Here is a 24,124-nt window from a genome sequence, read left to right as displayed (position 1 = left end):
CGCGTGCGCGACCGACTCTTCGGCGGCTACGACGAGGGCGACGCCGATCGCTTCCTGCCCGAGCAGCACGAGAACCGGCGCCGCAGCGACTTCGCGCGAGACCGCGCGCGCCTCCTGCACTCGAGCGCGCTGCGCCGGCTCGCCGCGAAGACGCAGGTGCTGAGCCCCACCTCGGGGCTCGACTTCGCGCGCAACCGGCTCACCCACTCGCTCGAGGTCGCGCAGGTCGGTCGCGAGCTCGCCACGAGCATCGGCCTCGACCCCGACGTCGTCGACACCGCCTGCCTCGCGCACGACCTCGGCCACCCGCCCTTCGGCCACAACGGCGAGAAGGCCATGAACGCGTGGGCGGCCGACATCGGCGGGTTCGAGGGCAATGCCCAGACGCTGCGGATCCTCACGCGCCTCGAACCGAAGGTCTTCTCGCCCGACGGGCGCTCCGTCGGACTCAACCTCACGCGAGCGAGCCTCGACGCGAGCTGCAAGTACCCGTGGCCCGAGGACGCGGGGGTGGGCGATCCGAGCGGGCGAACGAAGTTCGGCTTCTACGCCGACGACGTCGCCGTCTTCGAGTGGATGCGTCGCGGCGCACCCGAACGCCGGCTCTGCATCGAGGCGCAGGTCATGGACCTCTCCGACGACATCGCCTACTCGGTGCACGACTTCGAGGACGCCGTCGTCGGCGGGTACATCGACGTCCACGCCCTGGGCCGACGCGTCGACCACGACGACCTCGTCGACGCGATGGTCGAGTGGATCGGCGGCGCGTTCGGCCACGACGAGCTCATCGCCGCGTTCGACCGGCTCGACTCGCTCGACGTCTGGATCTCGGAGTGGACGGGCAGCCGTCGCGACCAGGCCGCGCTGAAGAACCTCACGAGCCAGCTCATCGGCCGCTTCGCGCACGCTGCGACCGAGGCGACCCGCGCCCACCACCCCGTCGCGAGCCTCATCCGGTTCGATGCCGACGTCGTCGTGCCGCGTTCGATCCAGGCCGAGATCGCGGTGCTCAAGGGCATCGTGGCGGCGTTCGTGATGTCGCGGAACACGCGACAGCCGATCTACTCGCAGCAGCGCGAGGTGCTCGCCGACCTCGCCGACGTGCTCTGGGCGACCGGCGACGCCCACCTCGACGCCGGCTTCGCCGAGGACTGGCGGGCGGCGACCGATGACGCGGCGCGTCGCCGGGTCGTCGTCGACCAGGTCGCGAGCCTCACCGACCAGTCCGCGCTGTCGTGGCACGAACGGCTCGTGCAGCGATGACGCGCATACGGGGCCGTCGCGCTGCATCCGCGGAATAGGATTGACGACATGGCGGGCCGCATTCGACAGAGCGATGTCGAGGAGGTCAAGGCCCGCACGAACATCGCCGACATCGTCGGCGAGCACGTCTCGCTGAAGTCGGCCGGCGTCGGCTCGATGAAGGGCCTCTGCCCCTTCCATGACGAGCGCAGCCCGAGCTTCCACGTGCGGCCCCAGCTCGGGTTCTACCACTGCTTCGGGTGCGGCGAATCGGGCGACGTCTACACGTTCCTGCAGCGCATGGACCACGTGACCTTCACCGAGGCCGTCGAGCGCCTCGCCGGCCGCATCGGCTACGAGCTGCACTACGAGGACGGCGGCGGGCCCGCCGAGGGCGCCGGCAACCGGGCGCGCCTGCTCGCCGCGAACCGCGCCGCCGAGGAGTTCTTCCTCGAGCAGCTCGGCACCCCCGAGGCCGAGGTCGGGCGACGCTTCCTCGGCGAGCGCGGCTTCGACGCCGAGGCCGCCCGGCACTTCGGTGTCGGCTTCGCGCCGAAGAGCTGGGAGACGCTCACGAAGCACCTGCGGGGCAAGGGCTTCACGACGGAGGAGCTCACGGCATCCGGCCTCGTCTCGCAGGGCGACCGGGGCGTGTACGACCGGTTCCGCGGCCGCCTCATCTGGCCGATCCGGGATGTCACGGGGCAGACGGTCGGCTTCGGGGCGCGGAAGCTGCTCGACGACGATCCGGGCCCGAAGTACCTGAACACGCCGGAGACCGCGGTGTACCACAAGGCGCAGGTGCTCTACGGGCTCGACCTGGCCAAGCGCGAGATCTCGAAGACGCACCGCGTCGTCGTCGTCGAGGGGTACACCGACGTCATGGCGTGCCACCTCGCGGGCGTGACGACCGCGATCGCCACGTGCGGCACCTCGTTCGGCGTCGACCACATCAAGGTGCTCCGGCGCGTGCTCGGCGACGACTCGGGCATCGGCGAGGTCGTGTTCACGTTCGACGGCGATGCTGCCGGCCAGAAGGCTGCGATGCGCGCGTTCGCCGAGGAGCGCCGCTTCGCGGCCCAGACCTTCGTCGCCGTCGCGCCCGACGGGCTCGACCCGTGCGACCTGCGGCTCGCGCGCGGCGACGCCGCGGTGCGCTCGCTGGTCGAGACGAAGACCCCGATGTTCGAGTTCGTCATCCGCACGACGCTCGCGCGGTTCGACCTCGAGACCGTCGAGGGTCGCGTCGCGGCGCTCCGGGCGGCGGCACCCGTCGTGGCGGACATCCGCGATCCGGCGCTGCGGCCCGGGTACACCCGCGAGCTCGCGCGCATGCTCGGCATGGAGCTCGACGAGGTGGGGCGGGCGGTGCGGTCGGCGGGCGCTCGGGCTCGTGACGGCGAGCGCGGGCGCGACACGGAGCGCGAGCGGCGCGGCGACCGGTCGCCGGGAGATGGCCGACCCGATGCGCGCAGCCGCCAGGTCGAGCCGCGCGGACCGGTCGGTGCAGGCGGGGGAGCGGGCGGTCGGCCCGCCGGCGGCGCCCCCGAGCCGCCGCGGGAGGCCACTGCGGCGCATGCGGCGCAGCCGGGCGACCCCGCGGCATCCGATCGGCCCTTCTCGATCACGATGCTGCCCAACGACCCCGCGACGCGACTCGAGCGCGACGCGCTGCAGGTGATGCTGCAGTACCCCGAGCTGGTGGGCGACGACCTGCTTCGCCACGGCGTGGACTGCCGGTTCGGCAACGGCACGCTCGCGGTCGTGCGCGACGGCATCGCGTCGGTGCTCGCCGCGGCATCCGTCGCGCCCGCCGCGTCGCCGGATGCGGCGATGCCGGCGGCCGTCGCGACGCGCTCGGTGATCGTCGACCGCGTGATCGCCGAGGTGCCGCCGCCGTTCGCGTCGATCGTGCAGCAGCTCGCAGTGCTCCCGGTGCCGCAGCGCGACGGGACCGAGCTCACTGCCTACGTGCAGGGCGTCGTCGGCGCCCTCGTCGACCGGGAGCTGCTCCGGCAGAAGCAGGAACTGCTGGGCCGGCTGCAGCGGACCGACCGGGCCGACACGGCGACCTACGCGATGATCCAGCGCGCGCTCGTCGACATCGAGCGCGAGCGCCGCACGCTGCGCGGCGACTGACCCCGGGAGCGCGGCACCGATCCAGCCGATCGGCGCCATCCTGAGCCGAGGACTGCTCACCCTGTTCGCGCCGTCCGGCCGGCAAGGTTGCAGATCGATCACATTCGGGCCGCGAAGGCACCCGTGGCGGGCACGGCGTCCAGCGGCGGGTGCTATCTCTGAGAGATACACGATCGCGACGCGGCGAACCCGCGCGCGCTCACCGACAGGAAGAGGTAGACGGATATGGCATCCGCATCCACGAACCGCCGGCGCGGCCTCGCGCTCGCAGCGGGCTTCTCCGCCGCGGCGCTCGCGCTCGCGGGCTGCTCCGCAGGGGGCGAAGACGAGGGCTCGACCGGCGGCGGCACGCTCACCATCGGCACCACCGACAAGGTGACGACCCTCGACCCCGCGGGCTCGTACGACAACGGCTCCTTCGCGGTCATGAACCAGGTGTTCCCGTTCCTGATGAACTCGCCGTACGGCACGTCCGACGTCGAGCCCGACATCGCGGAGTCGGCCGAGTTCACCTCGCCGACGGAGTACACGGTGACCCTCAAGGAGGGCCTGACCTTCGCGAACGGCAACGACCTCACCAGCTCGGACGTGAAGTTCAGCTTCGACCGCCAGGTCGCGATCGCCGACGAGAACGGCCCGTCGGCCCTGCTCTACAACCTCGATTCGATCGAGACGCCCGACGACACGACCGTCGTCTTCAAGCTGAAGAGCGAGAACGACCAGATCTTCCCGCAGATCCTCTCCAGCCCCGCTGGCCCGATCGTGGACGAGGAGGTCTTCGCGGCCGACGCGCTCACCTCCGACGACGACATCGTCGCGGGCGAGGCGTTCGCCGGCCAGTACACGATCACGAGCTACGACTTCAACAACCTCGTCGCGTACAAGGCCAATCCCGAGTACCAGGGCATCCTCGGCGCGCCCGAGACCGACGTCGTGAACGTCAAGTACTACGCCGACGCGTCGAACATGAAGCTCGACGTCCAGGAGGGCAACATCGACGTCGCGTTCCGGAGCCTCTCCGCGACCGACATCGACGACCTCCGCGGGAACGACGCCGTGAAGGTCGTCGAGGGCCCCGGCGGTGAGATCCGGTACGTCGTGTTCAACTTCAACACGCAGCCCTACGGCGCCGAGACCCCCGAGGCCGACGAGGCCAAGGCGCTCGCGGTCCGCCAGGCCGTCGCCGACCTCATCGACCGCGAGGAGATCGCCGACCAGGTCTACAAGGGCACCTACACGCCGCTGTACTCCTACGTGCCGGACGGCCTCACGGGCGCCATCCAGCCGCTGAAGGAGCTCTACGGCGACGGCGACGGCGGTGCCGACGTCGACAAGGCGACGCAGACCCTCGAGGACGCCGGCGTCGAGGTCCCGGTCGAGCTGAACCTGCAGTACTCGAACGACCACTACGGCCCGTCGTCGGGCGACGAGTACGCCCTGATCAAGGACCAGCTCGAGGCATCCGGCCTCTTCACCGTGAACCTGCAGACCACCGAGTGGGTGCAGTACTCGAAGGACCGCACCGCCGACGTCTACCCGGCCTACCAGCTGGGTTGGTTCCCGGACTACTCCGACGCCGACAACTACCTCAGCCCGTTCTTCCTCAACGAGAACTTCCTCGGCAACCACTACTCGAACCAGGAGGTCAACGACCTCATCCTCGAGCAGTCGGTCACCGAGGACGCGGACGCCCGCACCGCGCTCATCGAGGAGATCCAGGAGAAGGTCGCCGCCGACCTGTCGACGGTCCCGTACCTCCAGGGCGCCCAGGTGGCCGTCGTCGGCGCCGACGTGGACGGAACCGAGAACACGCTCGACGCGTCGTTCAAGTTCCGCTACGGCGCCATCTCGAAGGGCTGATCCGACGAGGCACTAGAGTCTCGTAGACGAACAGGAACGGGCGGCCCGCTTCTCACGGAGCGGGCCGCCCGCATTCGAGTCCAGAATGGCGAACATGGCTTCAACGGCGACCGCGCCGCCGGCTTCCGGCGGCATCGCGCCCACCCGGCGCACGAAACGACCCGCGGGGGGTGGACTCGGGCGCTACATCCTGGTCCGCGCCCTGCTCATCATCCCCACCGTCTTCATCCTCGTGACGATCGTCTTCGTCGCGATGCGCGCGACCGGCGACCCGATCACCGCGGCGCTCGGCGACCGGCTCACCGCAGCCCAGCTCCAGGAGCGCATCCATGCAGCCGGGTACGACCGCCCGATCATCGTGCAGTACCTCGAGTACCTCGGCCAGGTCTTCACCGGCGACTTCGGCACCACGATCAGCGACAACCGTCCCGTGCTCGAGGTCCTGCTGACCTACGGCACGGCGACCCTCGAGCTCGTGTTCTACTCGCTCATCGTCGCGTTCATCGTCGGCATCCCGCTCGGCATGGTCGCCGCCTACTTCCGCGACCGCGGCCAGGACGCGCTGCTCCGGGTGTTCGCGATCCTCTGCTACGCCACGCCGGTGTTCTTCGCCGGCATGCTCCTGAAGCTCGTCTTCGCGGTGTGGCTCAAGTGGCTGCCGGTCGCCGGCCGGGCGTCGACGAGCGCGGAGCTCCAGATGCAGCTGCTCCCGAACCCGACGGGGCTGTACACGGTCGACGCCATCCGCACCGGCAACCCGGAGGTGCTGGCCGACGTGCTCCAGCACGCCGTGCTGCCGTCCATCGCACTCGGACTGCTCACCGCCGGCGTGTTCCTCCGCCTCGTGCGGACGAACGTCATCGGCACCCTCGCGACCGACTACGTCGACGCCGCCCGATCGCGGGGCGTCAGCGAGCTCCGACTGGTGCGCAAGCACGCGTACCGCCCCGCGCTCATCCCGATCATCACCGTCATCGGCCTGCAGATCGCGCTGCTGCTCGGCGGTGCGGTCCTGACCGAGACGACCTTCGAGTGGAAGGGCCTCGGCTTCCAGCTCGCGGAGTACCTGCAGGCCCGCGACTTCGTCGCCGTGCAGGGCATCGTCGTGCTGCTCGCCGTCATCGTCGCGATCACCAACTTCATCGTCGACATCCTCGCGGCGCTCATCGACCCGAGGGTGAGGTACTGACATGACCGAGACCGCCACCACTCCCGGCGCGGCACGTCCCGGCCACCGCTGGCGCGACCGGATCCCCGTCGTCCACCAGCTGCGCCAGAGCGTCGGCCTCCAGCGCGGCATGCTCGTCGCGGGCCTGCTGATCACGGGCGTCTTCGTGCTGACGGCGATCTTCGCGCCGCTCATCGCACCGTACGGGTACAACCAGCTGCGCGGACCGGACGGTCCGTTCGGCGCCCAGCAGCCGCCGTCGGCCGAGCACCTGCTCGGTACGACCGTGGGCGGGTACGACGTGCTCTCGCGCGTGATCTGGGGCACGCAGACGGCGTTGCTCGTGATCATCGTCGCGGTCACCCTGTCCCTCTTCGTGGGCGTGTTCCTCGGGCTCATCTCCGGCTACCTGGGCGGATGGCTCGACCGCGTGCTCGTCGTCCTCTCGGACGCGATCTACGCGTTCCCGTCCCTGCTGCTCGCGATCGTCATGGCGATCGTCATCTCGGGAGGCCAGTCGAGCCTCTGGGGCGGCATCCTGGCCGCGGCGATCTCGATCACCGTCGTGTTCATCCCGCAGTACTTCCGCGTCATCCGCGCGGAGACCGTGCGCATGAAGGCCGAGGCGTTCGTCGAGTCGGCGAAGGTGCTCGGCGCATCCAATCCGCGCATCATCTTCCGCCACATCCTGCGGAACGCCACGCGGACCCTCCCGCTCATCTTCACGCTGAACTCGTCCGAGGCGATCCTCACCCTCGCGGGCCTGGGCTTCCTCGGCTTCGGCATCGAGCCGACGGCGGCGGCGGAGTGGGGCTACGACCTCAACAAGGCGCTGTCCGACGTCACGAGCGGCATCTGGTGGACGGCACTCTTCCCGGGCCTCGCGATCGTGTTCACGGTGCTCGGCATCACGCTCGTCGGCGAGAGCCTCAACGACCTGGCCGACCCGCGCCTGCGCGGACGACGGCGCGTCGCGCAGGCGGCCGGCGAGGTCGCCGAGACCTCGGTCGTCCCGGGCGGCACCCTCGACGCGGGTCCGGGAGGGCTCGCGGGCCTCGAGGACGGGGAGACGTTCGACGAGCACGGGATCGAGGTCAAGCGATGAGCACGGTGGTCGACATCAGGAACCTCGGCGTCTCGTTCTCGACGGATGCCGGTGCGGTCAAGGCCGTCGACGACGTGAGCCTGTCCGTCGAGCGCGGCGAGGTCCTCGCGATCGTGGGGGAGTCCGGTTCGGGCAAGACCGTGACGGCGAAGACGATCCTCGGGCTGCTGCCCGAGACCGCGACGACGAGCGGCGCGGTCGTGCTCTCGAACCGGGCGGGAACGGGTGAGCACGACGTCATCTCACTGACGGGTGCCCAGCTCCGGGCGATCCGCGGCACCGACGTCGCCATGGTCTTCCAGGAACCGTCGACGGCGCTGAATCCGGTCTACACCGTCGGGTGGCAGATCATGGAGGGCCTGCGCGCCCACGGAAAGCTCTCCAAGGCGGAGGCGCGCAAGCGGGCGATCGAGATCCTCGGTCGGGTCGGCATCCCCGACCCCGAGCATCGGGTCGACTACTACCCCCACCAGTTCTCGGGCGGCCAGAAGCAGCGCATCGTCATCGCCATGGCGCTCGTGCTCGAGCCGGGCCTCATCGTCGCCGACGAGCCCACGACGGCGCTCGACGTGACGGTCCAGGCCGAGATCCTCGACCTCCTGCGCCGCGTGCGGGACGAGTTCGGCACCGCGATCGTGCTCATCACGCACAACATGGGCGTCGTCGCCGACCTCGCCGACCGCGTCGCGGTCATGTACCAGGGCCAGGTCGTCGAGGAGGCTGCCGCGCGCGCGCTGTTCGCCGACCCGAAGGACGACTACACCAAGGCGCTGCTCGCCGCGGTGCCGTACGTCGGCCACGGCGTCGCGCGCGCGGCCGAGCGTGCCGCGGCCCGCCCCGCCGACTGGGCCGAGCAGGCGCCGGTCGTGGAGGCGCGCGGGCTCGAGATCGAGTACCCGGGCCGGTTCGGCCGTCCGGCGTTCCGCGCGGTCGACGGCGTCGACCTCGTGATCCGCCCCGGCGAGGTGCTCGGCCTCGTCGGCGAGTCCGGGTCAGGCAAGACCACCATCGGACGCGCGATCGCCGGCCTGACGAAGGTCACGGGCGGGTCGCTGCAGGTGCTCGGTCACGAGATGCTCGGCATCCGGGAGCGGCGGTTCCGGCCGACCCGAAGCCGGATCGGCTTCGTGTTCCAGGACCCCGCCTCGAGCTTCAACCCGCTGCTCACGATCGCCGAGTGCGTCGCCGAGCCGCTCGTGATCCACGACCGGGCGGTCGACGCGCGCGATGCGCGGCCGCGCGTCAACGAACTGCTCGAGGCCGTGCAGCTTCCCGCGTCCTACGGGGATCGGTACCCGCACGAGCTCTCCGGCGGCCAGCGGCAGCGCGCCAGCCTCGCCCGGGCCATCGCGCTCGAGCCCGAGCTGCTCATCGCCGACGAGCCCACGTCCGCACTCGACGTGTCCGTGCAGGCACGTGTGCTCGACCTGTTCGCCGAGCTCCAGCGCGAGTTCGGGTTCGCATCGCTGTTCATCAGCCACGACCTCGCCGTCGTCGACCTGCTGGCCGACCGCATCGCAGTGCTCTACCACGGCCGGCTCGTCGAGGAGGGCACGGGTGCCGAGGTCCTCGGCACGCCGCGCGACCCGTACACGCAGCGCCTGCTCGCCTCGCTGCCCGTGCCCGACCCGGTCGCCCAGGCCGACCGGCGGGAGCAGCTTCGACGCCTCCGCGAGGAGGAGGCACGATGAGCCGCGACGCGGCGCACGGCTATCCCGTGGTGGTCAGCGACCTGTCGGTCGAGTACCCGGGGCGCGGTCCGAGCGCCGCCCACGTCGCCCTGCACGGCGTGAACCTCCGGGTCGCGCCCGGCGAGGTCGTGGGCCTCATCGGCTCCGCCGGAAGCGGGGCGTCCACGCTCGCCCGGGTGCTCTCCGGTGCCGCGTTCGAGCCGGCGCTCGCGAGCGGCGAGGTGCGGCCCGTGATCACCGGCGGTGAGGCGATGGTGCTCGGGACGCCGCTCCGCCGCGTCTCGCGGCGGAAGCTCAACGCGCTGCGCTTCCACGTCGGCTACCTCGCGCAGGACGCGGCCGTTCGGCTGCCCGCGGACCGGACCGTCGCCGAGATCATCGGCGAGCCGATCCTGGAACGCGACCACCGCTACAACCGCGCCGCGCTCGCGACCCGTGTGGCGACCATGCTCGACTCCGTGCGGCTCCCGCTCGGGATGCTCGAGAAGTTCCCGTACGAATTGAGCGGCGGCCAGCGGCAGCGCGTCGCGCTCGCACGCGCCCTCGTGCTCGGCCCGAGGCTCCTCATCGCCGACCAGCCGACCGCCGGCATCGACCTGACCGTGCGGGACGCCGTCGCGGGACTCCTCACCGAGCTCCGCGCGGGCCAGACGTTCTCGGCGATCGTGATCTCGCACGACCTGCCGGTGCTGCGCCGCGTGGCGGATCGCATCGCCGTGCTCGACCGCGGCGAGCTCGTCGCCGACGGCACCATGGAGGACGTGCTGCACGACCCCGTGCACCCGTACGTCAAGGCGCTCGCGGGTGCGATCGACGACGGGCACGCCGTGACGGACGACGTCTCCACCGACGGAACGCGGTGACCCCCGCCGACGTTCCCCGCCCGCGTCACGAACCGGTCCGGGGTGCGACGCGCAGCGGGCCGGGCGTCGCGGCGCTCCCGCCGACGGCCGCGCCCGAGGTCGGGCCGATCGCGGTCCTGCCCGACGCCGATCCCGCGTTCGTCCGGGCCGTCGCCGTCGGAGGCGGACGGGTCGCCCCGCTCTCGAGCGCGACGCGGGGCCTCGTCTGGACCAGCTCGTCCGGCGAGGACGGCCTCGAGGCGGTGCTCGCGGCGCATCCGTCGATCTCCTGGGTGCAGCTGCCGTGGGCGGGCGTCGACGCGTTCGACGGCCTCCTCCGTCGGCACCGCGGCGACGGGCGGCAGTGGACCAGCGCGAAGGGCGCCTACGCGCAACCCGTCGCCGAGCACGCGCTCGCGCTCGCCCTCGCGGTGCTCCGGGAGTTCCCGCGACGCGCTCAGGCGACGTCCTGGGACGTCGACGAGCGCGGCCGCAGCCTGTACGGCAGCGACGTCGTCATCGTCGGCGCCGGCGGCATCGCGGTCGAGCTGCTGCGCCTGCTCGAACCGTTCCGAGTCCGGGCGACGGTGGTGCGACGTGCGGATGCCGCGGTGCCGGGCGCCGAGCGGACCGTGACGACCGACCGGCTCGTCGACGTCCTCGGCACCGCCGAGATCGTCTTCGTCGTCGCCGCCCTCACCGAGGAGACGCGCGGACTGATCGGCTCGGCCGAGCTGGCGGCGCTGCCACCCGGTGCGGTGCTCGTCAACGTGGCCCGCGGCGGACTGGTCGACACGGATGCGCTGCTCGCGGCGCTCGAGTCCGGACGCCTCGGGGGAGCGGGGCTCGACGTGACCGATCCGGAACCGCTGCCGCCGGGTCATCCGCTCTGGAACGCGCCGAACTGCCTCGTGACACCCCACGTCGCCGACACCGAGGCGATGACGGTGCCGCTCTTCGCGAGCCGGATCGCGCACAACGTCGCCGCCTTCGTCGACGGGTCCGCGTTCGAGGGATGCATCGACCTCGACGCCGGGTACTGAGGCCGCGACCGAGGCGAGCTGAGGCCCGCTCGGATTGGGAGTCCGGCGCTCGCTTTGCTACAGTATCTCTGCGCCCAGCGCGATCCTCCATAGCTCAATTGGCAGAGCAATCGGCTGTTAACCGATAGGTTCTTGGTTCGAGTCCAAGTGGGGGAGCTTCCCCGGCCCGGACCGACAGGTCCGGGCCGTTCTCGTTCCGGTGTCCTCCGATTTGCGCGCACCCGCCGTCGGCGGGTCGAATGGGGGTCGTGCCCGAATCCGACGTCGACGCCTCGATCCGCGGTGCGCGACGCGACGGCGTCGCGGTGGGGCTCGCGACCGCCGCGTACGGCATCTCGTTCGGCGCCCTGTCGGTCGCCTCGGGCCTCGACGTCTGGCAGACGTCCTTCCTCAGCCTCGTGATGTTCACGGGCGGCTCGCAGTTCGCACTCGTCGGCGTGATCGGGGCCGGCGGGGTCGCCGCGGGCGGCTCGGCGATCGCCGCGTCGGCGCTCCTCGGCGTCCGGAACGTCGTCTACGGCATGCGGATGCGGCCGGTCGTCGGCGACCACGGCCGGTTGCACCGGATCGCCGCCGCCTGGCTCACGATCGACGAGTCGACGGCCGTCGCGCTCGCGCAGACGAACGAGCGCGCGGCGCGCGTCGGCTTCTGGGTGACCGGCCTCGCGATCTTCGTCGGCTGGAACCTCACGACGCTGCTCGGCGCGCTCATCGGCGACGCGCTCGGCGACACCCGTGCGTACGGGCTCGACGCCGCGGCCGCCGCCGCGTTCCTCGGGCTGCTCTGGCCGCGGCTCGAGCGCGTGCAGGCCGGCGCCACCGCCGTGCTCGCGGCGGTCGTGGCCACCGTCACGACCCCGGTCCTCACGCCCGGCCTCCCGGTGCTCGTCGCGGCCGTCGTCGCGCTCGTCGTCGGCTGGTTCGACCTGTTCCGCAGGCGGGAGGCCGCCCGGTGACGGTCTGGCACGTCATCCTGCTGGCGACCGCGGCGACGCTCGCCCTGAAGCTCGCCGGGCATCTCGTGCCGGCGTCGTTCCTCGAACGCGAGCGGCCGGCGCGCATCGCCGACCTGCTCACGGTCGCCCTCCTCGCGGCGCTGATCGCCGTGCAGACGCTCGCGGTCGGCCAGGGGCTCGTCGTCGATGCGCGCGTCCCGGCGCTCGTGGTCGCCGCCGCGCTCTACGCGGTGCGCACCCCGTTCATCGTCGTGGTCGCGGTGGCCGCCGCGGTGGCGGCCGGCATCCGCTTCTTCGCCTGATCAGGCCGGTGCCGGTGTCCGCGCCCGCATGCCGGGCCGACCGGACGCCGCGGCTCACCCCTCGAGGTCGTCGACCCCCGGCGTCCAGCTCGACCCCGGCCGACCCCAGCCGCGCTTGCGCGTGATCTTCTGCACGATGCGCTGGTCGTGGTCGTCGAGCCGGTCCAGGTAGAGCACGCCGTCGAGGTGGTCGTACTCGTGCTGGAAGATGCGCGCGAGCCATCCGTCGGCGACGATCTCGAACGGGTCGCCCTCGAGGTCGGTTGCGCGCAGGATGGCGCGTTCCGCGCGCCGCAGCGCGAAGCGCTCGCCCGGGAACGAGAGGCACCCCTCGGACTCGTCGTCCTCGTCGGGCATGCCGGGCACGGGCGGCGAGATCCACAGCTCGGGGTTGATGGCGACGCCGCGCCACTCGCGGTCGTCCTCGTCCGTCCAGCCGAAGGTGAACAGCCGGAGCGGGACGCCGACCTGCGGGCCGGCGAGACCCACGCCGGGCGCGGCATCCATCGTCTCGAACATGTCTCGCACCAGGGTGCGGATCTCCTCGTCGATGGTCTCGACCGGCGACGCCGGTGCGTGGAGCACGGGGTCGCCCGTGATTCGGATCGGGAGCACGGCCATTCGCCAAGGATATCGACGGGCGAGCCGGTAGGGTCGAGGGGTGGATCCGGACCTCAGCGAACTCACCGAGCTGATCCCGCTCGATCCGACGCAGTTCATCGGCATCCCGCTCGCGCTCGTCGGGGCGGTCTTCCTGTCGCTCGGGGCCCAGTTCCAGCACCGCGGCGTGGTCAAGGTCGAGGCGAACACCGCCGACACGCTCGGCAAGGGGCTGAACGGCAGGCAGCTCGCGCTGCTGCTCGCGCGGCCCTCCTGGGTGCTCGGCACCCTCATGCTGGGCCTCGCGATCGTCTTCCAGCTCTCGAGCCTCTACTTCGCGCCGCTCATCGTGGTGCAGCCGCTCGGCGCACTGGCGCTCGTCATCACGTCGATCCTGAACTCGCGCATCAACCAGGTGCGACTCAACTCCAAGTCGATCACCGCGATCGTCATGTGCGTCGGCGGCGTGTTCGTCTTCGTGGGCGTGGCCGCGTTCACGGCGGTCGACAAGCCGGTGCAGACGCGGCAGCTCGTCACGATCCTCATCGTCCTCGCCGTCGTGCTCGCCCTGGCCGGCATCACGTTCGCGCTCTTCCGCCGGCGCATCCGGGCGGTGTTCTACGTGATCATGGCCGGCGTCATCTACGGGTTCGTGGCGACGCTCGCCAAGGTCGTGCTCTCCCGCGTCCAGCAGGGCGAGTTCGACTGGCTGACGCTGCTCTGCGTGGTCGCGCTGCTCGCGGCCACAGGGCTCGGCGCGTACTTCGTGCAGAACGCCTACGCGAGCGGGCCACCCGACCTCGTCATCGCCGGTCTCACCGTCGTCGACCCGATGGTCGCCGTGCTCATCGGCATCGTCGTGCTCGACGAGGCGTCGCAGGCGCCGCCGTGGGCGATGGTCACGTTCGCGGTGACGGGCGCCGTCGCGATCTGGGGCGTGTTCCTGCTCGCGAAGAACCACCCCCAAACGAGACTCTGACCACGCCGGCCGCGGCGCCGGGGCTGCTCATCCGAGCACGCAGCGGCGCGCGGGATCGTCGCTGCGGGACCCGCTCTCGTAGACTAGGGTCGGATGAACCCAGCCCGCGCGGCCCGCCCCCTCACTTCCGGGCCCGGCGCCCGGCCCACCACCCCGTTCCACGAACAGCGAGGTACAGCACCACGTGTCCGACTCATCGAGCGTGACCGCCGGTCCCGGCTCGGAGCGACCGCTCCGGATCCTGATCGGCGCCGACACCTTCGCGCCCGACGTCAACGGCGCCGCCCGGTTCGCCGAGCGGTTGGCCGCCGGACTCGTCGAGCGCGGTCACGACGTGCACATCGTCGCCCCCGCCGCGAGCCGCAAGCACGGCACGTGGAAGGAGGTCCACGAGGGACAGGAGCTCACGGCGCACCGGCTCCTCAGCTGGCGCTGGTACCCGCACGACTGGCTCCGCTTCGCGCTGCCGTGGCGGATCAAGCAGAACAGCGCGCGCATCCTCGACGAGGTGAAGCCCGATGTCGTGCACTTCCAGTCGCACATCGTCGTCGGTCGCGGACTGTCGATCGAGGCCGCGAAGCGCGGCATCCGCATCGTCGGCACCAACCACTTCATGCCCGAGAACATGCTCGAGTTCACGCTCATCCCGAAGGCATGGCAGGACTGGGCCGTCGGGCTCGCCTGGAAGGCGGCTCGCCGGACGTTCGGACGCGCCGAATCGGTCACGACGCCCACTCGCCGCGCCGCCGACTTCCTCGAGCGCTACACGGGCCTGCGCGGCGTGCACGCCATCTCGTGCGGCATCGACGCCCACAAGTACTCGCCCAACTGGGAGCCCCGCACCGAGAACCGCATCGTCTTCGTCGGCCGCGTGACCGGTGAGAAGCAGATCGACGTGCTGCTGCGCGCCGTGACGCTGCTGCCCGCCGAGCTCGACGCGAAGGTCGACATCGTCGGCGGCGGCGACCAGAAGCGCAACCTCGAGCACCTCGCCGTCGAGCTGGGCATCGCCGACCGCGTGACCTTCACCGGCTACGTCACCGACGAAGAGCTGCGCGAGGCCTACCACCGCGCCTCCGTGCTCGCCATGCCCTCGATCGCCGAGCTCCAGAGCATCGTCACCATGGAGGCCATGGCCTCGGCGCTCCCCGTGGTCGCGGCCAACGCGATGGCGCTGCCGCACCTCGTCCACGACGGGCAGAACGGCTACCTCTTCGAGCCGAGCAACCCGCACGACCTGGCCGAGAAGCTGCGCCTCGTCCTCGAGGCGTCGCCCGACGAGTACAACGCGATGAAGTCGCAATCGTTGAAGCTCATCAAGGCGCACGACATCACCCGCACGCTCGACACGTTCGAGAGTCTGTATCGTGGTGAGCGCGTGACCGATCCGGTCACCGAGTCGATCCCGGTCATCCTGCCCGACTGAGGTCGCTCACGGGGCGGTAGCTCAGCCGGTTAGAGCAGTGGACTCATAATCCATCGGTCACGGGTTCAAGTCCCGTCCGCCCTACCTCGAACCGCCCGCGCGCCGGTCACTCGTGCTCGCGCAGCACCGGCGTCGACCAGCCCGGGTCGCGACCGAGTTGTGCCGCTCGGGCCACGGACGTCGCGCCGAACCGATCGCGCACCTCGTCGAGCACCGTGTCGAGGCGTGCCCGCACGGAGCACGGTCGCCTCGCCCCGCATGCCGCCCTCCCACCGCTCGTCCGTCGAGCGGATCTTCGCATGCACCGGGGACACCGGGCCGGCGACGCGTCATCGTGGGGCGTGCGCGACCGTCTCCATCGGGACGGGACCCGCTCATGCTCGGTTCAGGCGCGGCTGTCCGGGTGGGCCTCGAGTTCCGGCCCCTCGGGCATGAGCGGAACGTCCTCGGCCATGATGACCAGGCCCCCGCCCTTCGAGGCCGAATCGGCGAGCTTCTCCGCCCACGCCATGTTCAGCTTCGGCATCCGGCCGCCGTGGTACTCGCAGTAGAGGGGCACCCCGTTGTCGATCCAGAGTGCGTAGCGACCGTCGCCGCTCGAGGCCGGCGCCTTCCAGCTCATGAGGAAGTTCTCGCCTCGCCGGAGTTTCACGCCGATGATGAGTTGAAGGTGCGCGAGGAGCCGGTCGTCCATCTCGAACGACTTGCCGTCGTAGTGCAGATTCCCCATGGGGGCCTCCAATCACCGCTGCCTGAACGACGCGTGACGGCACCCGGTCGGACCGGCCGTCGGATGCTTCGAACCTACGAATCGATTCTTGCGATCGTCAAGGGATGCGGGCGGGACTTGTGCTCGGCCCCGGAGTCTGCATGGCTCCGTCCGACGGGACGACGGTGTCGATCCCGTCCGTTGTTCGCGCAGCTCGATGAACGTGCCGCCGTCGAACACGATCCGGCTCGAGTTCGCGGCGATCGCGCACCTGCGGATCACCGCCGGGGCGGAGCACCCCTGGAACGAGACAGGGTACGACTCGATCCGCCTCGAGGTTCGATGCGCCCGGTGGCGGGCACCGGCTGAACCGCACGTGGGCCGATCCGGAGCACCGGATCGGCCCACGTGTGCGTCGTCGCTCGAACCCCGATCAGCTCGCGCTCTGCTTCGTCCCGTCGTTGGCCGCGACGATCGAACCGCCCGCGAGCCCCGCCAGGATCGAGCCGACGTCGAGCCCGGTGAGCGACTTCACCACCTCGGTGCCCTCGCCGAGCACCTGGCCCACGGTCTTCGTCATTGCGCTCGCACCGTCGGTCGAGACGACGGTGAGCGTGTCGATGTTCGCGATCGGCTCGGCCGCGGCGCGGACGATCTCGGGTAGGCGCGAGATGATCTCCTGGGCGAGCGCGGCCTCGCCGTACTTCTTCAGCGCTTCGGCCTTCGCGTCGGTCGCCGCGGCCTCGGCGACTCCCTCGGCCTGGATGGCGTCGGCGCGCGCCTCGCCCTCGGCGCGGATACCCGCGGCGAGCGCCACCTGGCGGTCGCGCTCGGCCTCACCGGCGAAGCGGACGGCGGTCGCGGCCGCCTCGGCGTCCTGGACGGCGGCGACCTTGTTCGCCTCGGCGATCTTCGTGCGCTTGAACGCCTCGGCCTCGGTGCTCGCGTTCGCCGCGTCGCGCTTCGCGGTTGCGCGCTGCACCTCGGCGTAGGCCTCGGCCTCCGCGGGCTTGCGGATCTCGATGTCGAGACGCTCCTGCGTGACGAGCGCCTGCTCGGAGAGCGCATCGCGCTCCTCGACGGCGACGAGCTTGTCCTGTTCGGCCTTCGCGAGCTGGCCCGCGGCCTCGGCCTCGGCGTTGGCACGATCCGTCTCGGCCTTGATCGTGGCCTGCTTGAGGCTCAGGGCCTTTTGGCGCTCGGCGATCTGCTCGGCGGCCTCGATGCGCGCGAACTCGCTCGCGCGTGCGGCCTCGGCCTCGCTGACCTCGGCGACCTGGCGGGCACGGGCGGCCTCGGCGCGGCCGAGGTTCGCGAGGTAGTCGCTGCCCGGCGTCGAGATGTCGCTGATGTTGAGCAGGTCGACCTGGAGGCCCTGCTCGGCGAGGTCGGCCTTCGTCTCGGCGACGACGCGGTCGGAGAGCGACTTGCGGTCGGAGATGATCTGCTCGATGGTCATGTCGCCCACGATGGACCGCAGCGAGCCCTCGAGCGACTCCGAGATGATCTCGGTCAGCAGGTCCTGCTGCGACAGGAAGCGCTGGGCCGCGCGGCGCACGCCCTCCTCGGTGCCGCTGACCTTGAAGTTGATCGACGCCTTGATGGCGATCTTGATGCGGTTGCGGTCGACGCCCTCGACCGTGATGCCGATCTGCCGCTGCTCCAGCGAGATCGGAAAGCCCTGCTGCAGGATCGGCCACACGAAGGTGCGCCCGCCGATGACGACGCGCTGTCCGGCCGACTCGGGGGTGGCGCGGCCGCCGGCGCGCCCGACGATGACGAGCGCCTCGTTCGGCGGCACGCGACGGATGCGGCCGGCGATGAAGCCGAGCAGGCCGAGGAACGCGACGACGATCGCGAGGATCGCGCCGATCTGGATGATCTCAGGGGTCATGGTTCTTCCGATTCGGGTCGATGGTGCGGGGTGCAGCGATGCTGGTGCGATGGTGCAGGGCGACGGATGTCTCGGGCGCGACGCCGAGGGTCAGGGCCGGTCGGCCACGACCTTCACGCGGCTCCCGGCGTGGGCGATCACGCGGATGCGCGCGCCCTCCTCGATCGCCGCGTCGGCATAGGCCAGGCGCCGCTCGATCTCGCCGGGGCCGTCGAGGCTCACCTCCCCGCCGGCGGGCGAGATCGACGCCGTCGCGACTCCCGTGAGGCCGACCGCGGATGCGGGCACGCCGTCCGAGCTCCGGGCGAGCGAGCGCACGGTGAGCACCGCGACGACGTACGCGGCGACGGCGAGCACGCCGGCGACGACGTACGCCCAGACGAGCTCGAGGCCGCTGCTGGCGGTGAGCGCCCCGGCGGCGCCGAACACGGTCATGCCGATGGCGAGTGCCGTGCCGGAGATCGCGCCGTCGCCGATCTCGAAGTGATCGAGCACGTCGCCGATGACGAGCGAGATCAGGAGCAGGGCGAGGCCGAGGCCTCCGACGATGAGGAAGGGGAGCAGCACCGAGGGCCTCTCTGCACGACGACGTCTCCACCCGGGTCAAGCGGAGACGGTCCTCACCCTATCGGCGGCCCGTGTTCGGGCGCCAGTGTGCCGCATCACGACCCGGCAACGGTCGGGACGCCGGGTCGGCACGGGTCAGGATGGCGCGCCGGCAACGGTCAGGTCGCCGCCGCGGGACGGACGAGCAGCGCGTCGACGGCGGCGTCGCCCCGGATGCGGCGAAGCAGTCGCACGACCTCGTCGGCGACGGCCGGGGTGATGCCGCGGGCCGGGATGCTGTACGGCCCCAACGGCTCGAGCCCGCCGCCGCGGATCCGGATGACCTCCCATCCCACTTCGCGGAGCGCCTCGTCCTTCTCGACGTCCGAGCCCTCCTTGAGTCCGCGGTGCGCACGCCCGGACCGACCCGGGTCGTCGTACTCGATGGCGACGCGGAGCTCGGCGACGAGGATGTCGGGCCAGACCTCCTGCCGGCCGTGGAACATGCGCGCGGTGCGCACCGCGTTCGCGCGATGGTGCAGTCGGATCCGCTCGCCGAGCAGCACCCGCAGCCGCTGCTCGGTCATCGAGGTGCCGACCCGCAGCCCGTGCTTCATGAACGGCATGCCCGCTTCGCGTGCGGCGCCGGGAGCCGCGGCGTTCGCGCGGCACTTCGCGCACCCCGTCCCCGTCAGCACGTCGACCACGCTCGCCCGGTACCGGTCGTGGCCGCGGATGCAGCTCCAGTCGTACTCGGCGCCGATGCGCGTCTCGGCCGCGAGGCGGCGTCGTTGCGCGGGTGCGACCCGCCCCAGCAGCTCGCCGCGGCTGCGCTGCGTCTCGTGCACGAGCATGCACACCGGGCACGCGCGCCGCAGCTCGACCGCGCCGGGGTCGCCGGCCTCCGCGCCGTGGCCGCACCCGAATCTCACCGCGACCATGTCGCCCGCCGTCCTCGCATGAGGTCATGGTGTCGGATGCCACCGACACCCGATCCCGGCCGGCACCCGTGCCGCCGATGGCGCCTCGTGCATCGCGCACCGGGGCCGGCGAGGCCGCTGTCGGCGGCCCGAGGCACAATCGAGTCGTGCGGATCGCGATCGCGACGACGGGCGCGGGGCGCGTGGAGCTGCTCGACCCCGACGGCGACCTGCGCGTCGTGGTCCCGGCCGGCGAGGCGCCGCGCGAGGTCGCCCGGCTCGAGCGCGAGGCCTCGCCGCGCTGGGTGTGGCGCGACACACGCGAGTGGGCGCCGATCCTCCTCGCCGCGGGTGTCCGGGTGGCTCGCTGCCACGACCTGCGGCTGTGCGGGGCGGTCCTCGCCTCGTCGACCGCGGTGGCCGCCGTCGGGTCGATCGTGCGCGACCGCCCCGCGTGGCTGCCTGAGGGTCCCGCAGAGGGCGGCGTCGACCTCGACGCCACGTCCGTGCCGGCCGTCGACCGAGGACCCGCGCTGTTCGACCTCGACGTCACGCCCGCCGTACGGGGCGAGCCGGCCACGGCCGCAGAGCTGGTCGGCGAGCACGACCGGCAGGTCGCGCTGGCCGCGGCATCCGACCGGCCCTCGGCGATGCGGCTGCTGCTCGCCGCGGAGTCCGCCGGTGCGCTCATCGCCGCCGAACTGCACGCCGCCGGCCTGCCCTGGCGCCGCGTCGTCCACGAGGGCGTGCTCGAGGCGGCGCTCGGACCGCGCCCGGCGGTCGGGCGCAAGCCTGCGCGCATGGAGGAGCTCGCGGCGGCGGTGCGGCGCGAGCTCGACGCGCCGGCGCTCCGCCTCGACTCGCAGGCCGACCTGCTCCGGGCCCTCCGGGCGGCGGGGATCGGCGTGGACTCGACGGCCAAGTGGGAGCTTCGCGAGCACCGTCATCCCGCCGTGGAGCCGTTGCTGGCCTACAAGCGGCTCGCGCGCCTGCTGTCGGCGAACGGGTGGGCCTGGCTCGACGAGTGGGTCCTCGACGGTCGCTTCCGCGCCGAGTACGTCGCGGGTGGCACCGCGACCGGTCGCTGGGCGACGTCGGGCGGTGGGGCGCTGCAGCTCCCGAAGGCCGTGCGCGCCGCGGTCGTCGCCGACCCCGGGTGGCGCCTGGTCGTCGCGGATGCCTCGCAGCTGGAGCCCCGCATCCTCGCCGCGCTCGCGCGCGACCCGGCGATGGCGGCGGCCGGCCGCGGGCGCGACCTGTACGGCTCGATCGTCGACGCCGGCGTCGTCGCCACCCGCGACGAGGCGAAGGTCGCGCTGCTCGGCGCGATGTACGGCGCGACCACGGGCGACAGCGGGCGACTGGTGCCGCAGCTCGCCCGGGCCTATCCTCTCGCGATGGGCCTCGTCGATCGGGCCGCGCGCGACGGTGAAGCGGGCCGGCAGGTGACCACGTTGCTCGGTCGGTCGTCGCCGCAGCCGCCCCCGTCGTGGCACGCCGCGCAGGCCGCCGCATCGCAACCGGATGCCACCGAAGCCGAGGAGCGGCGGGCCCGCTCGTCCGCCCGCGACTGGGGTCGCTTCACGCGCAACTTCGTGGTGCAGGGCACCGCCGCCGAGTGGGCGCTCTGCTGGCTCGCGGGCGTGCGGACGCGGATCGCAGCGATGGAGGAGACCGGCGCGATCGCCGAGGCGTCCGGGCCCGTCTTCCGGAGCGCGCCGCACCTCGTCTACTTCCTCCACGACGAGCTCATCGTGCACGCACCGGCCGGGCTCGCCGACGCCGTCGCGGAGGCCGTCCGGGAGTCCGCAACCGAGGCGGGCCGCCTCCTCTTCGGCGACGCGCCCGTGGAGTTCCCGCTCGACCTCGTCGTGGCCCCGAGCTATGCGTCGGACGGGGCCTGAGGCGGCCGCGACGGACGGCGGCCGCGCTTCGGTCGCTCGGTGCTCGGTGCGAACGCCGCGGAGTCGAGATCGGATGCCGCCAGGTCGTCGAGCCACGTCAGCATCGCGTCGGCGCGGGCGATCTCCGCAGCTGCGGCGCCGCGGGCGAGCCGCGCGCGCGCGTCGACCAGGTCCGAGCCGGATGCCTCCGCAACGTCGCGCTGTTCGCGCCACCGCACCCGCTCGGCGTCGAGCACCGGACGGGCGTCGACCGAGGGCAGCGACATCGCGATGAGCACCCGGTCGACGCTCTCGTGCCACGGGTCGGTCCCGGCGCCGTCGGCGCCCTGCAGCCAGGCGTCGGCGGCCTTCCGCCCCGCCGCCGTGAGCCGGTGCAGGGGGAGTCCGTCGTCGGTGGAGCCCGCCGACTCCACGAGTCGCTGGGTCGTGAGCCGATCGAGCGTCGCGTAGGTCTGGCCGACGTTCACCTCGCGCCGGCCGCCGGTGCGCGCGGCGAGGTCGCCGTGCAGCTGGAATCCGTAGGCGGGTCCGTTCATCAGCAGCACGAGCAGGGCATCGCGGACGGCCACGTCGCCTCCTCACCGTCGGTCGGAACCACTCACCGAGTAGGGAGTTTAGCGGCACGCCGGTCGCCCGAGGCGCGGATCGCCGCGGACTCCCTTGTCAGCACGCGGGAAGCGGGGCATACTCGACTCGACGACTCGCTCGTCGCAACCGAACACGCCGAGCCATCGCGCATCGTTCCAGAGGTCGTAGGGGAAGACGCACCTCAGGAGAACGGAGCAGGAGATGGCGGAACAGGTCACGCGGGCCCAGCGCGCCGCGCGAGGCATGCTGTTCGTGCACTCGTCCCCGCGGGCCGTCGGTCCGCACGTCGAGTGGGCGGTCGGTCGCGCCCTCGGCACGCCCGTGAACTTCGAGTGGACCGATCAGCCGGTGCTGCCGGGCACGCTTCGCACCGAGTTCTCGTGGAGCGGCGAGCCCGGCTCGGGCGCCCGGATCGCCTCAGCCCTGCGCGGCTGGGAGCAGCTGCGCTTCGAGGTCAGCGAGGACCCGGGGCCCGGCTCCGACGGCGCCCGCTGGATGCACACCCCGGACCTCGGCGTCCACTACGCGCAGACCGACTCGGCGGGCAACGTCGTGATCCCCGAGGACCGGATCCGCTACGCGATGGAGGTCGCCGCGTTCGACGCCGGCGAGCTCCACCGCGAACTCCGGCTTGCGCTGGGCCAGGCGTGGGACGACGAGCTCGAGCCGTTCCGGCATGCGAGCGACTTCGCGCCTGTCGTCTGGCTGCATCGCGTGGGCTGACGCGCACCGCGCGGTGGCGTGACGCGTCGACCGGTCGACCGAGGTCCCGGAGGCGTACGAGCGAAACTGCTGGCGGTGAACCGGATCGGGCCCCGACGCCGAGAGGCGTGCGGGGCCCGATGCGTGCGACGGATGCCGCGGCATCCGCTCGTCGCCGGACGGTCGGCGAGACGACTCCTCAGACGGCGCGGAACGCGGCGACCGCGTTGTGCCCGCCGAACCCGAACGAGTTGCTGATCGCGATGAGGTCGCCCTCGCCGAGCGGACGCGGCGAGGTCACCACGTCGAGCGCGATCTCGGGGTCCTGCTCGTCGAGGTTGATCGTCGGGGGAGCGGTGCGCTCGTGGAGCGCGAGCACCGTGAAGATCGACTCGATCGCGCCCGCACCGCCGAGGAGGTGCCCGGTCGATGCCTTCGTCGCGGTCACGGCGATGCCGTCGAGCGCGTCGCCGAACACGCGACGGAGCGCGTTGTACTCGGCGATGTCGCCGACTGGCGTGCTCGTCGCGTGCGCGTTGACGTGCCGCACGTCGGAGAGGCTCGCGCCGGCGCCCTCGATCGCGGCCTTCATCGCGCGCGCTGCCGCCGACCCCTCGGGATCGGGTGCGGTGATGTGGTACGCGTCGCTCGTGATCGCTCCGCCGAGCAGTTCGGCGTAGATGCGTGCGCCGCGCGCCTTCGCGTGTTCCTCGGTCTCGAGTACGAGCGCGGCCGCACCCTCGCCCATGACGAAGCCGTCGCGGCCCACGTCGTAGGGTCGCGACGCGACCGCCGGGTCGTCGTTCCGGCGCGAGAGCGCCTGCATCGACGAGAACGACGCGATGGTGACGGGGTGGATCGCCGCCTCGGAGCCGCCGGCGATGACGACGTCGGCGACGCCGTCCTGCAGGTGCTCCCATGCGTTGACGAGCGACTCGGTGCTCGAGGCACAGGCCGACACGACGGTGCGGATGCCCGCGCGGGCGTGCAGGTCCATGCCGACCGCGGCGCCGGGGCCGTTCGGCATGAGCATGGGCACGGTCATGGGCAGCACGCGGCGCGGGCCGCGCTCGCGCAGGGTGTCCCATGCGTCGAGCAGCGTCCAGACGCCGCCGATGCCGGTCGCCCAGTCGATGGCGAGCCGTTCGGGGGCGACCTCGGGCGCGCCGGCGTCGGCCCAGGCCTCGCGCCCGGCGATGAGGGCGAACTGGCTGGACGGGTCGAGCCGCTTGATCTCGTGGCGCTCGAGCACGTCGGCCGGCTTCACCTTCGCCGACGCCGCGAAGGTCACGGGCAGGTCGTACTGCCCGACCCACTCCTGCTCGAGCGTACGCGCACCGGACTCGCCGGCGAGCAGGGCCTTCCAACTGTCACGGGCGGTGCCGCCGATCGGCGTGGTCGCACCGATGCCCGTGATCACGATCTTCTTGGTCATACGAAGTCACTCCGATTGGGGCGATGGGAACGCCAGGGTAGAACGGAACGGACGGGCCGGCGGACGCCGGCCC

22 protein-coding genes and 2 tRNA genes are annotated in these 24,124 nt (G+C 72.0%); 16 read left to right on the top strand and 8 right to left on the bottom strand.

The genetic code is table 11. The features are described from left to right. Positions 1 to 3 precede the first annotated feature (3 nt). The 11 genes from ACQ393_RS09495 to ACQ393_RS09445 all read left to right on the top strand — a co-directional run bounded on the left by ACQ393_RS09495 (position 4) and on the right by ACQ393_RS09445 (position 12,348). Entirely contained in the window at positions 4 to 1,263 is a 1,260-nt protein-coding gene (locus ACQ393_RS09495; protein ID WP_430646577.1) for a deoxyguanosinetriphosphate triphosphohydrolase, read from the top strand. A 48-nt stretch (positions 1,264 to 1,311) separates the two neighbouring features. Beyond that, positions 1,312 to 3,381 carry a DNA primase gene (gene dnaG / locus ACQ393_RS09490; protein ID WP_430646576.1) on the top strand — a complete coding sequence of 690 codons (2,070 nt, stop codon included), beginning with the start codon at positions 1,312 to 1,314 and terminating at the stop codon, positions 3,379 to 3,381. A 225-nt stretch (positions 3,382 to 3,606) separates the two neighbouring features. Further along, the gene (locus tag ACQ393_RS09485; RefSeq protein WP_430646575.1) at positions 3,607 to 5,241 is read left to right on the top strand and encodes an ABC transporter substrate-binding protein; all 1,635 of its coding nucleotides are present in this window, start codon (positions 3,607 to 3,609) and stop codon (positions 5,239 to 5,241) included. Positions 5,242 to 5,335: 94 nt separating this feature from the next. Then, positions 5,336 to 6,430 carry an ABC transporter permease gene (locus tag ACQ393_RS09480; protein WP_430646574.1) on the top strand — a complete coding sequence of 365 codons (1,095 nt, stop codon included), beginning with the start codon at positions 5,336 to 5,338 and terminating at the stop codon, positions 6,428 to 6,430. 1 nt (position 6,431) lies between these two features. Next, positions 6,432 to 7,514, top strand: a complete 1,083-nt coding sequence (locus tag ACQ393_RS09475; RefSeq protein ID WP_430646573.1) for an ABC transporter permease — start codon at positions 6,432 to 6,434, stop codon at positions 7,512 to 7,514. Next, positions 7,511 to 9,205, top strand: a complete 1,695-nt coding sequence (locus ACQ393_RS09470) for an ABC transporter ATP-binding protein (protein ID WP_430646572.1) — start codon at positions 7,511 to 7,513, stop codon at positions 9,203 to 9,205. Before ACQ393_RS09475 ends, ACQ393_RS09470 begins: the two co-directional genes overlap by 4 nt. Next, on the top strand, positions 9,202 to 10,068 hold the full coding sequence (locus ACQ393_RS09465) for an ATP-binding cassette domain-containing protein (protein WP_430646571.1): 867 nt from the start codon (positions 9,202 to 9,204) through the stop codon (positions 10,066 to 10,068). The genes ACQ393_RS09470 and ACQ393_RS09465 overlap by 4 nt, the downstream gene beginning before the upstream one ends. 107 nt (positions 10,069 to 10,175) lie before the next feature. Continuing rightward, positions 10,176 to 11,090 carry a D-isomer specific 2-hydroxyacid dehydrogenase family protein gene (locus tag ACQ393_RS09460; protein ID WP_430646718.1) on the top strand — a complete coding sequence of 305 codons (915 nt, stop codon included), beginning with the start codon at positions 10,176 to 10,178 and terminating at the stop codon, positions 11,088 to 11,090. Positions 11,091 to 11,173: 83 nt separating this feature from the next. Beyond that, positions 11,174 to 11,246, top strand: a tRNA-Asn gene (locus ACQ393_RS09455). Positions 11,247 to 11,329: 83 nt separating this feature from the next. Continuing rightward, positions 11,330 to 12,046: an AzlC family ABC transporter permease gene (locus tag ACQ393_RS09450; protein ID WP_430646570.1), complete on the top strand. Its 717-nt coding sequence runs from the start codon at positions 11,330 to 11,332 to the stop codon at positions 12,044 to 12,046. Further along, positions 12,043 to 12,348 (top strand): AzlD domain-containing protein, encoded by a 306-nt coding sequence (locus ACQ393_RS09445; RefSeq protein ID WP_430646569.1) that lies wholly within the window; start codon positions 12,043 to 12,045, stop codon positions 12,346 to 12,348. Before ACQ393_RS09450 ends, ACQ393_RS09445 begins: the two co-directional genes overlap by 4 nt. Before the next feature lie 54 nt (positions 12,349 to 12,402). On the opposite strand, the gene def is transcribed toward ACQ393_RS09445, so the two are convergent. Further along, entirely contained in the window at positions 12,403 to 12,969 is a 567-nt protein-coding gene (def, locus tag ACQ393_RS09440; RefSeq protein WP_430646568.1) for a peptide deformylase, read from the bottom strand. Positions 12,970 to 13,009: 40 nt separating this feature from the next. On the opposite strand from def, the gene ACQ393_RS09435 reads away from it, so the two are divergent. From ACQ393_RS09435 to ACQ393_RS09425, 3 genes are all read left to right on the top strand, one after another. Next, positions 13,010 to 13,927 (top strand): DMT family transporter, encoded by a 918-nt coding sequence (locus ACQ393_RS09435; protein ID WP_430646567.1) that lies wholly within the window; start codon positions 13,010 to 13,012, stop codon positions 13,925 to 13,927. Between the two features lie 184 nt (positions 13,928 to 14,111). After that, on the top strand, positions 14,112 to 15,353 hold the full coding sequence (locus tag ACQ393_RS09430; RefSeq protein ID WP_430646566.1) for a glycosyltransferase: 1,242 nt from the start codon (positions 14,112 to 14,114) through the stop codon (positions 15,351 to 15,353). 10 nt (positions 15,354 to 15,363) lie between these two features. Continuing rightward, positions 15,364 to 15,437: transfer RNA gene (locus tag ACQ393_RS09425), tRNA-Ile, on the top strand. Between the two features lie 22 nt (positions 15,438 to 15,459). Here ACQ393_RS09425 and ACQ393_RS09420 read toward each other — a convergent pair. The 5 genes from ACQ393_RS09420 to ACQ393_RS09400 form a co-directional block, all read right to left on the bottom strand. Continuing rightward, positions 15,460 to 15,588, bottom strand: coding sequence for a hypothetical protein (locus ACQ393_RS09420; protein WP_430646565.1), 129 nt, complete (start codon positions 15,586 to 15,588; stop codon positions 15,460 to 15,462). Positions 15,589 to 15,738: 150 nt separating this feature from the next. After that, entirely contained in the window at positions 15,739 to 16,083 is a 345-nt protein-coding gene (locus ACQ393_RS09415) for a hypothetical protein (protein WP_430646564.1), read from the bottom strand. A 412-nt stretch (positions 16,084 to 16,495) separates the two neighbouring features. Continuing rightward, positions 16,496 to 17,956, bottom strand: coding sequence for a flotillin family protein (locus ACQ393_RS09410; protein ID WP_430646563.1), 1,461 nt, complete (start codon positions 17,954 to 17,956; stop codon positions 16,496 to 16,498). A gap of 90 nt (positions 17,957 to 18,046) precedes the next feature. Further along, a complete protein-coding gene (locus ACQ393_RS09405) occupies positions 18,047 to 18,523 on the bottom strand; it encodes an NfeD family protein (RefSeq protein ID WP_430646562.1) in 477 nt (158 codons plus the stop codon). A gap of 158 nt (positions 18,524 to 18,681) precedes the next feature. Beyond that, the gene (locus ACQ393_RS09400; protein ID WP_430646561.1) at positions 18,682 to 19,443 is read right to left on the bottom strand and encodes a hypothetical protein; all 762 of its coding nucleotides are present in this window, start codon (positions 19,441 to 19,443) and stop codon (positions 18,682 to 18,684) included. 146 nt (positions 19,444 to 19,589) lie between these two features. On the opposite strand from ACQ393_RS09400, the gene ACQ393_RS09395 reads away from it, so the two are divergent. After that, complete coding sequence (locus tag ACQ393_RS09395; protein WP_430646560.1) at positions 19,590 to 21,326, top strand: bifunctional 3'-5' exonuclease/DNA polymerase; 1,737 nt, start codon at positions 19,590 to 19,592, stop codon at positions 21,324 to 21,326. Here the strand turns inward: ACQ393_RS09395 and ACQ393_RS09390 are convergent. Beyond that, a complete protein-coding gene (locus ACQ393_RS09390; RefSeq protein ID WP_430646559.1) occupies positions 21,305 to 21,895 on the bottom strand; it encodes a PadR family transcriptional regulator in 591 nt (196 codons plus the stop codon). The genes ACQ393_RS09395 and ACQ393_RS09390 overlap by 22 nt on opposite strands. Positions 21,896 to 22,115: 220 nt before the next feature. On the opposite strand from ACQ393_RS09390, the gene ACQ393_RS09385 reads away from it, so the two are divergent. Further along, positions 22,116 to 22,637, top strand: coding sequence for a DUF3145 domain-containing protein (locus ACQ393_RS09385; RefSeq protein ID WP_430646558.1), 522 nt, complete (start codon positions 22,116 to 22,118; stop codon positions 22,635 to 22,637). Between the two features lie 178 nt (positions 22,638 to 22,815). Here the strand turns inward: ACQ393_RS09385 and ACQ393_RS09380 are convergent, their stop codons facing one another. After that, positions 22,816 to 24,051, bottom strand: coding sequence for a beta-ketoacyl-[acyl-carrier-protein] synthase family protein (locus tag ACQ393_RS09380; RefSeq protein WP_430646557.1), 1,236 nt, complete (start codon positions 24,049 to 24,051; stop codon positions 22,816 to 22,818). Positions 24,052 to 24,124 lie beyond the last annotated feature (73 nt).

It is taken from the genome of Agromyces sp. GXS1127 (assembly GCF_050565425.1).
In the GTDB taxonomy this organism is placed as follows: domain Bacteria; phylum Actinomycetota; class Actinomycetes; order Actinomycetales; family Microbacteriaceae; genus Agromyces.
This window is presented reverse-complemented; position numbering and strand designations above follow the sequence as displayed.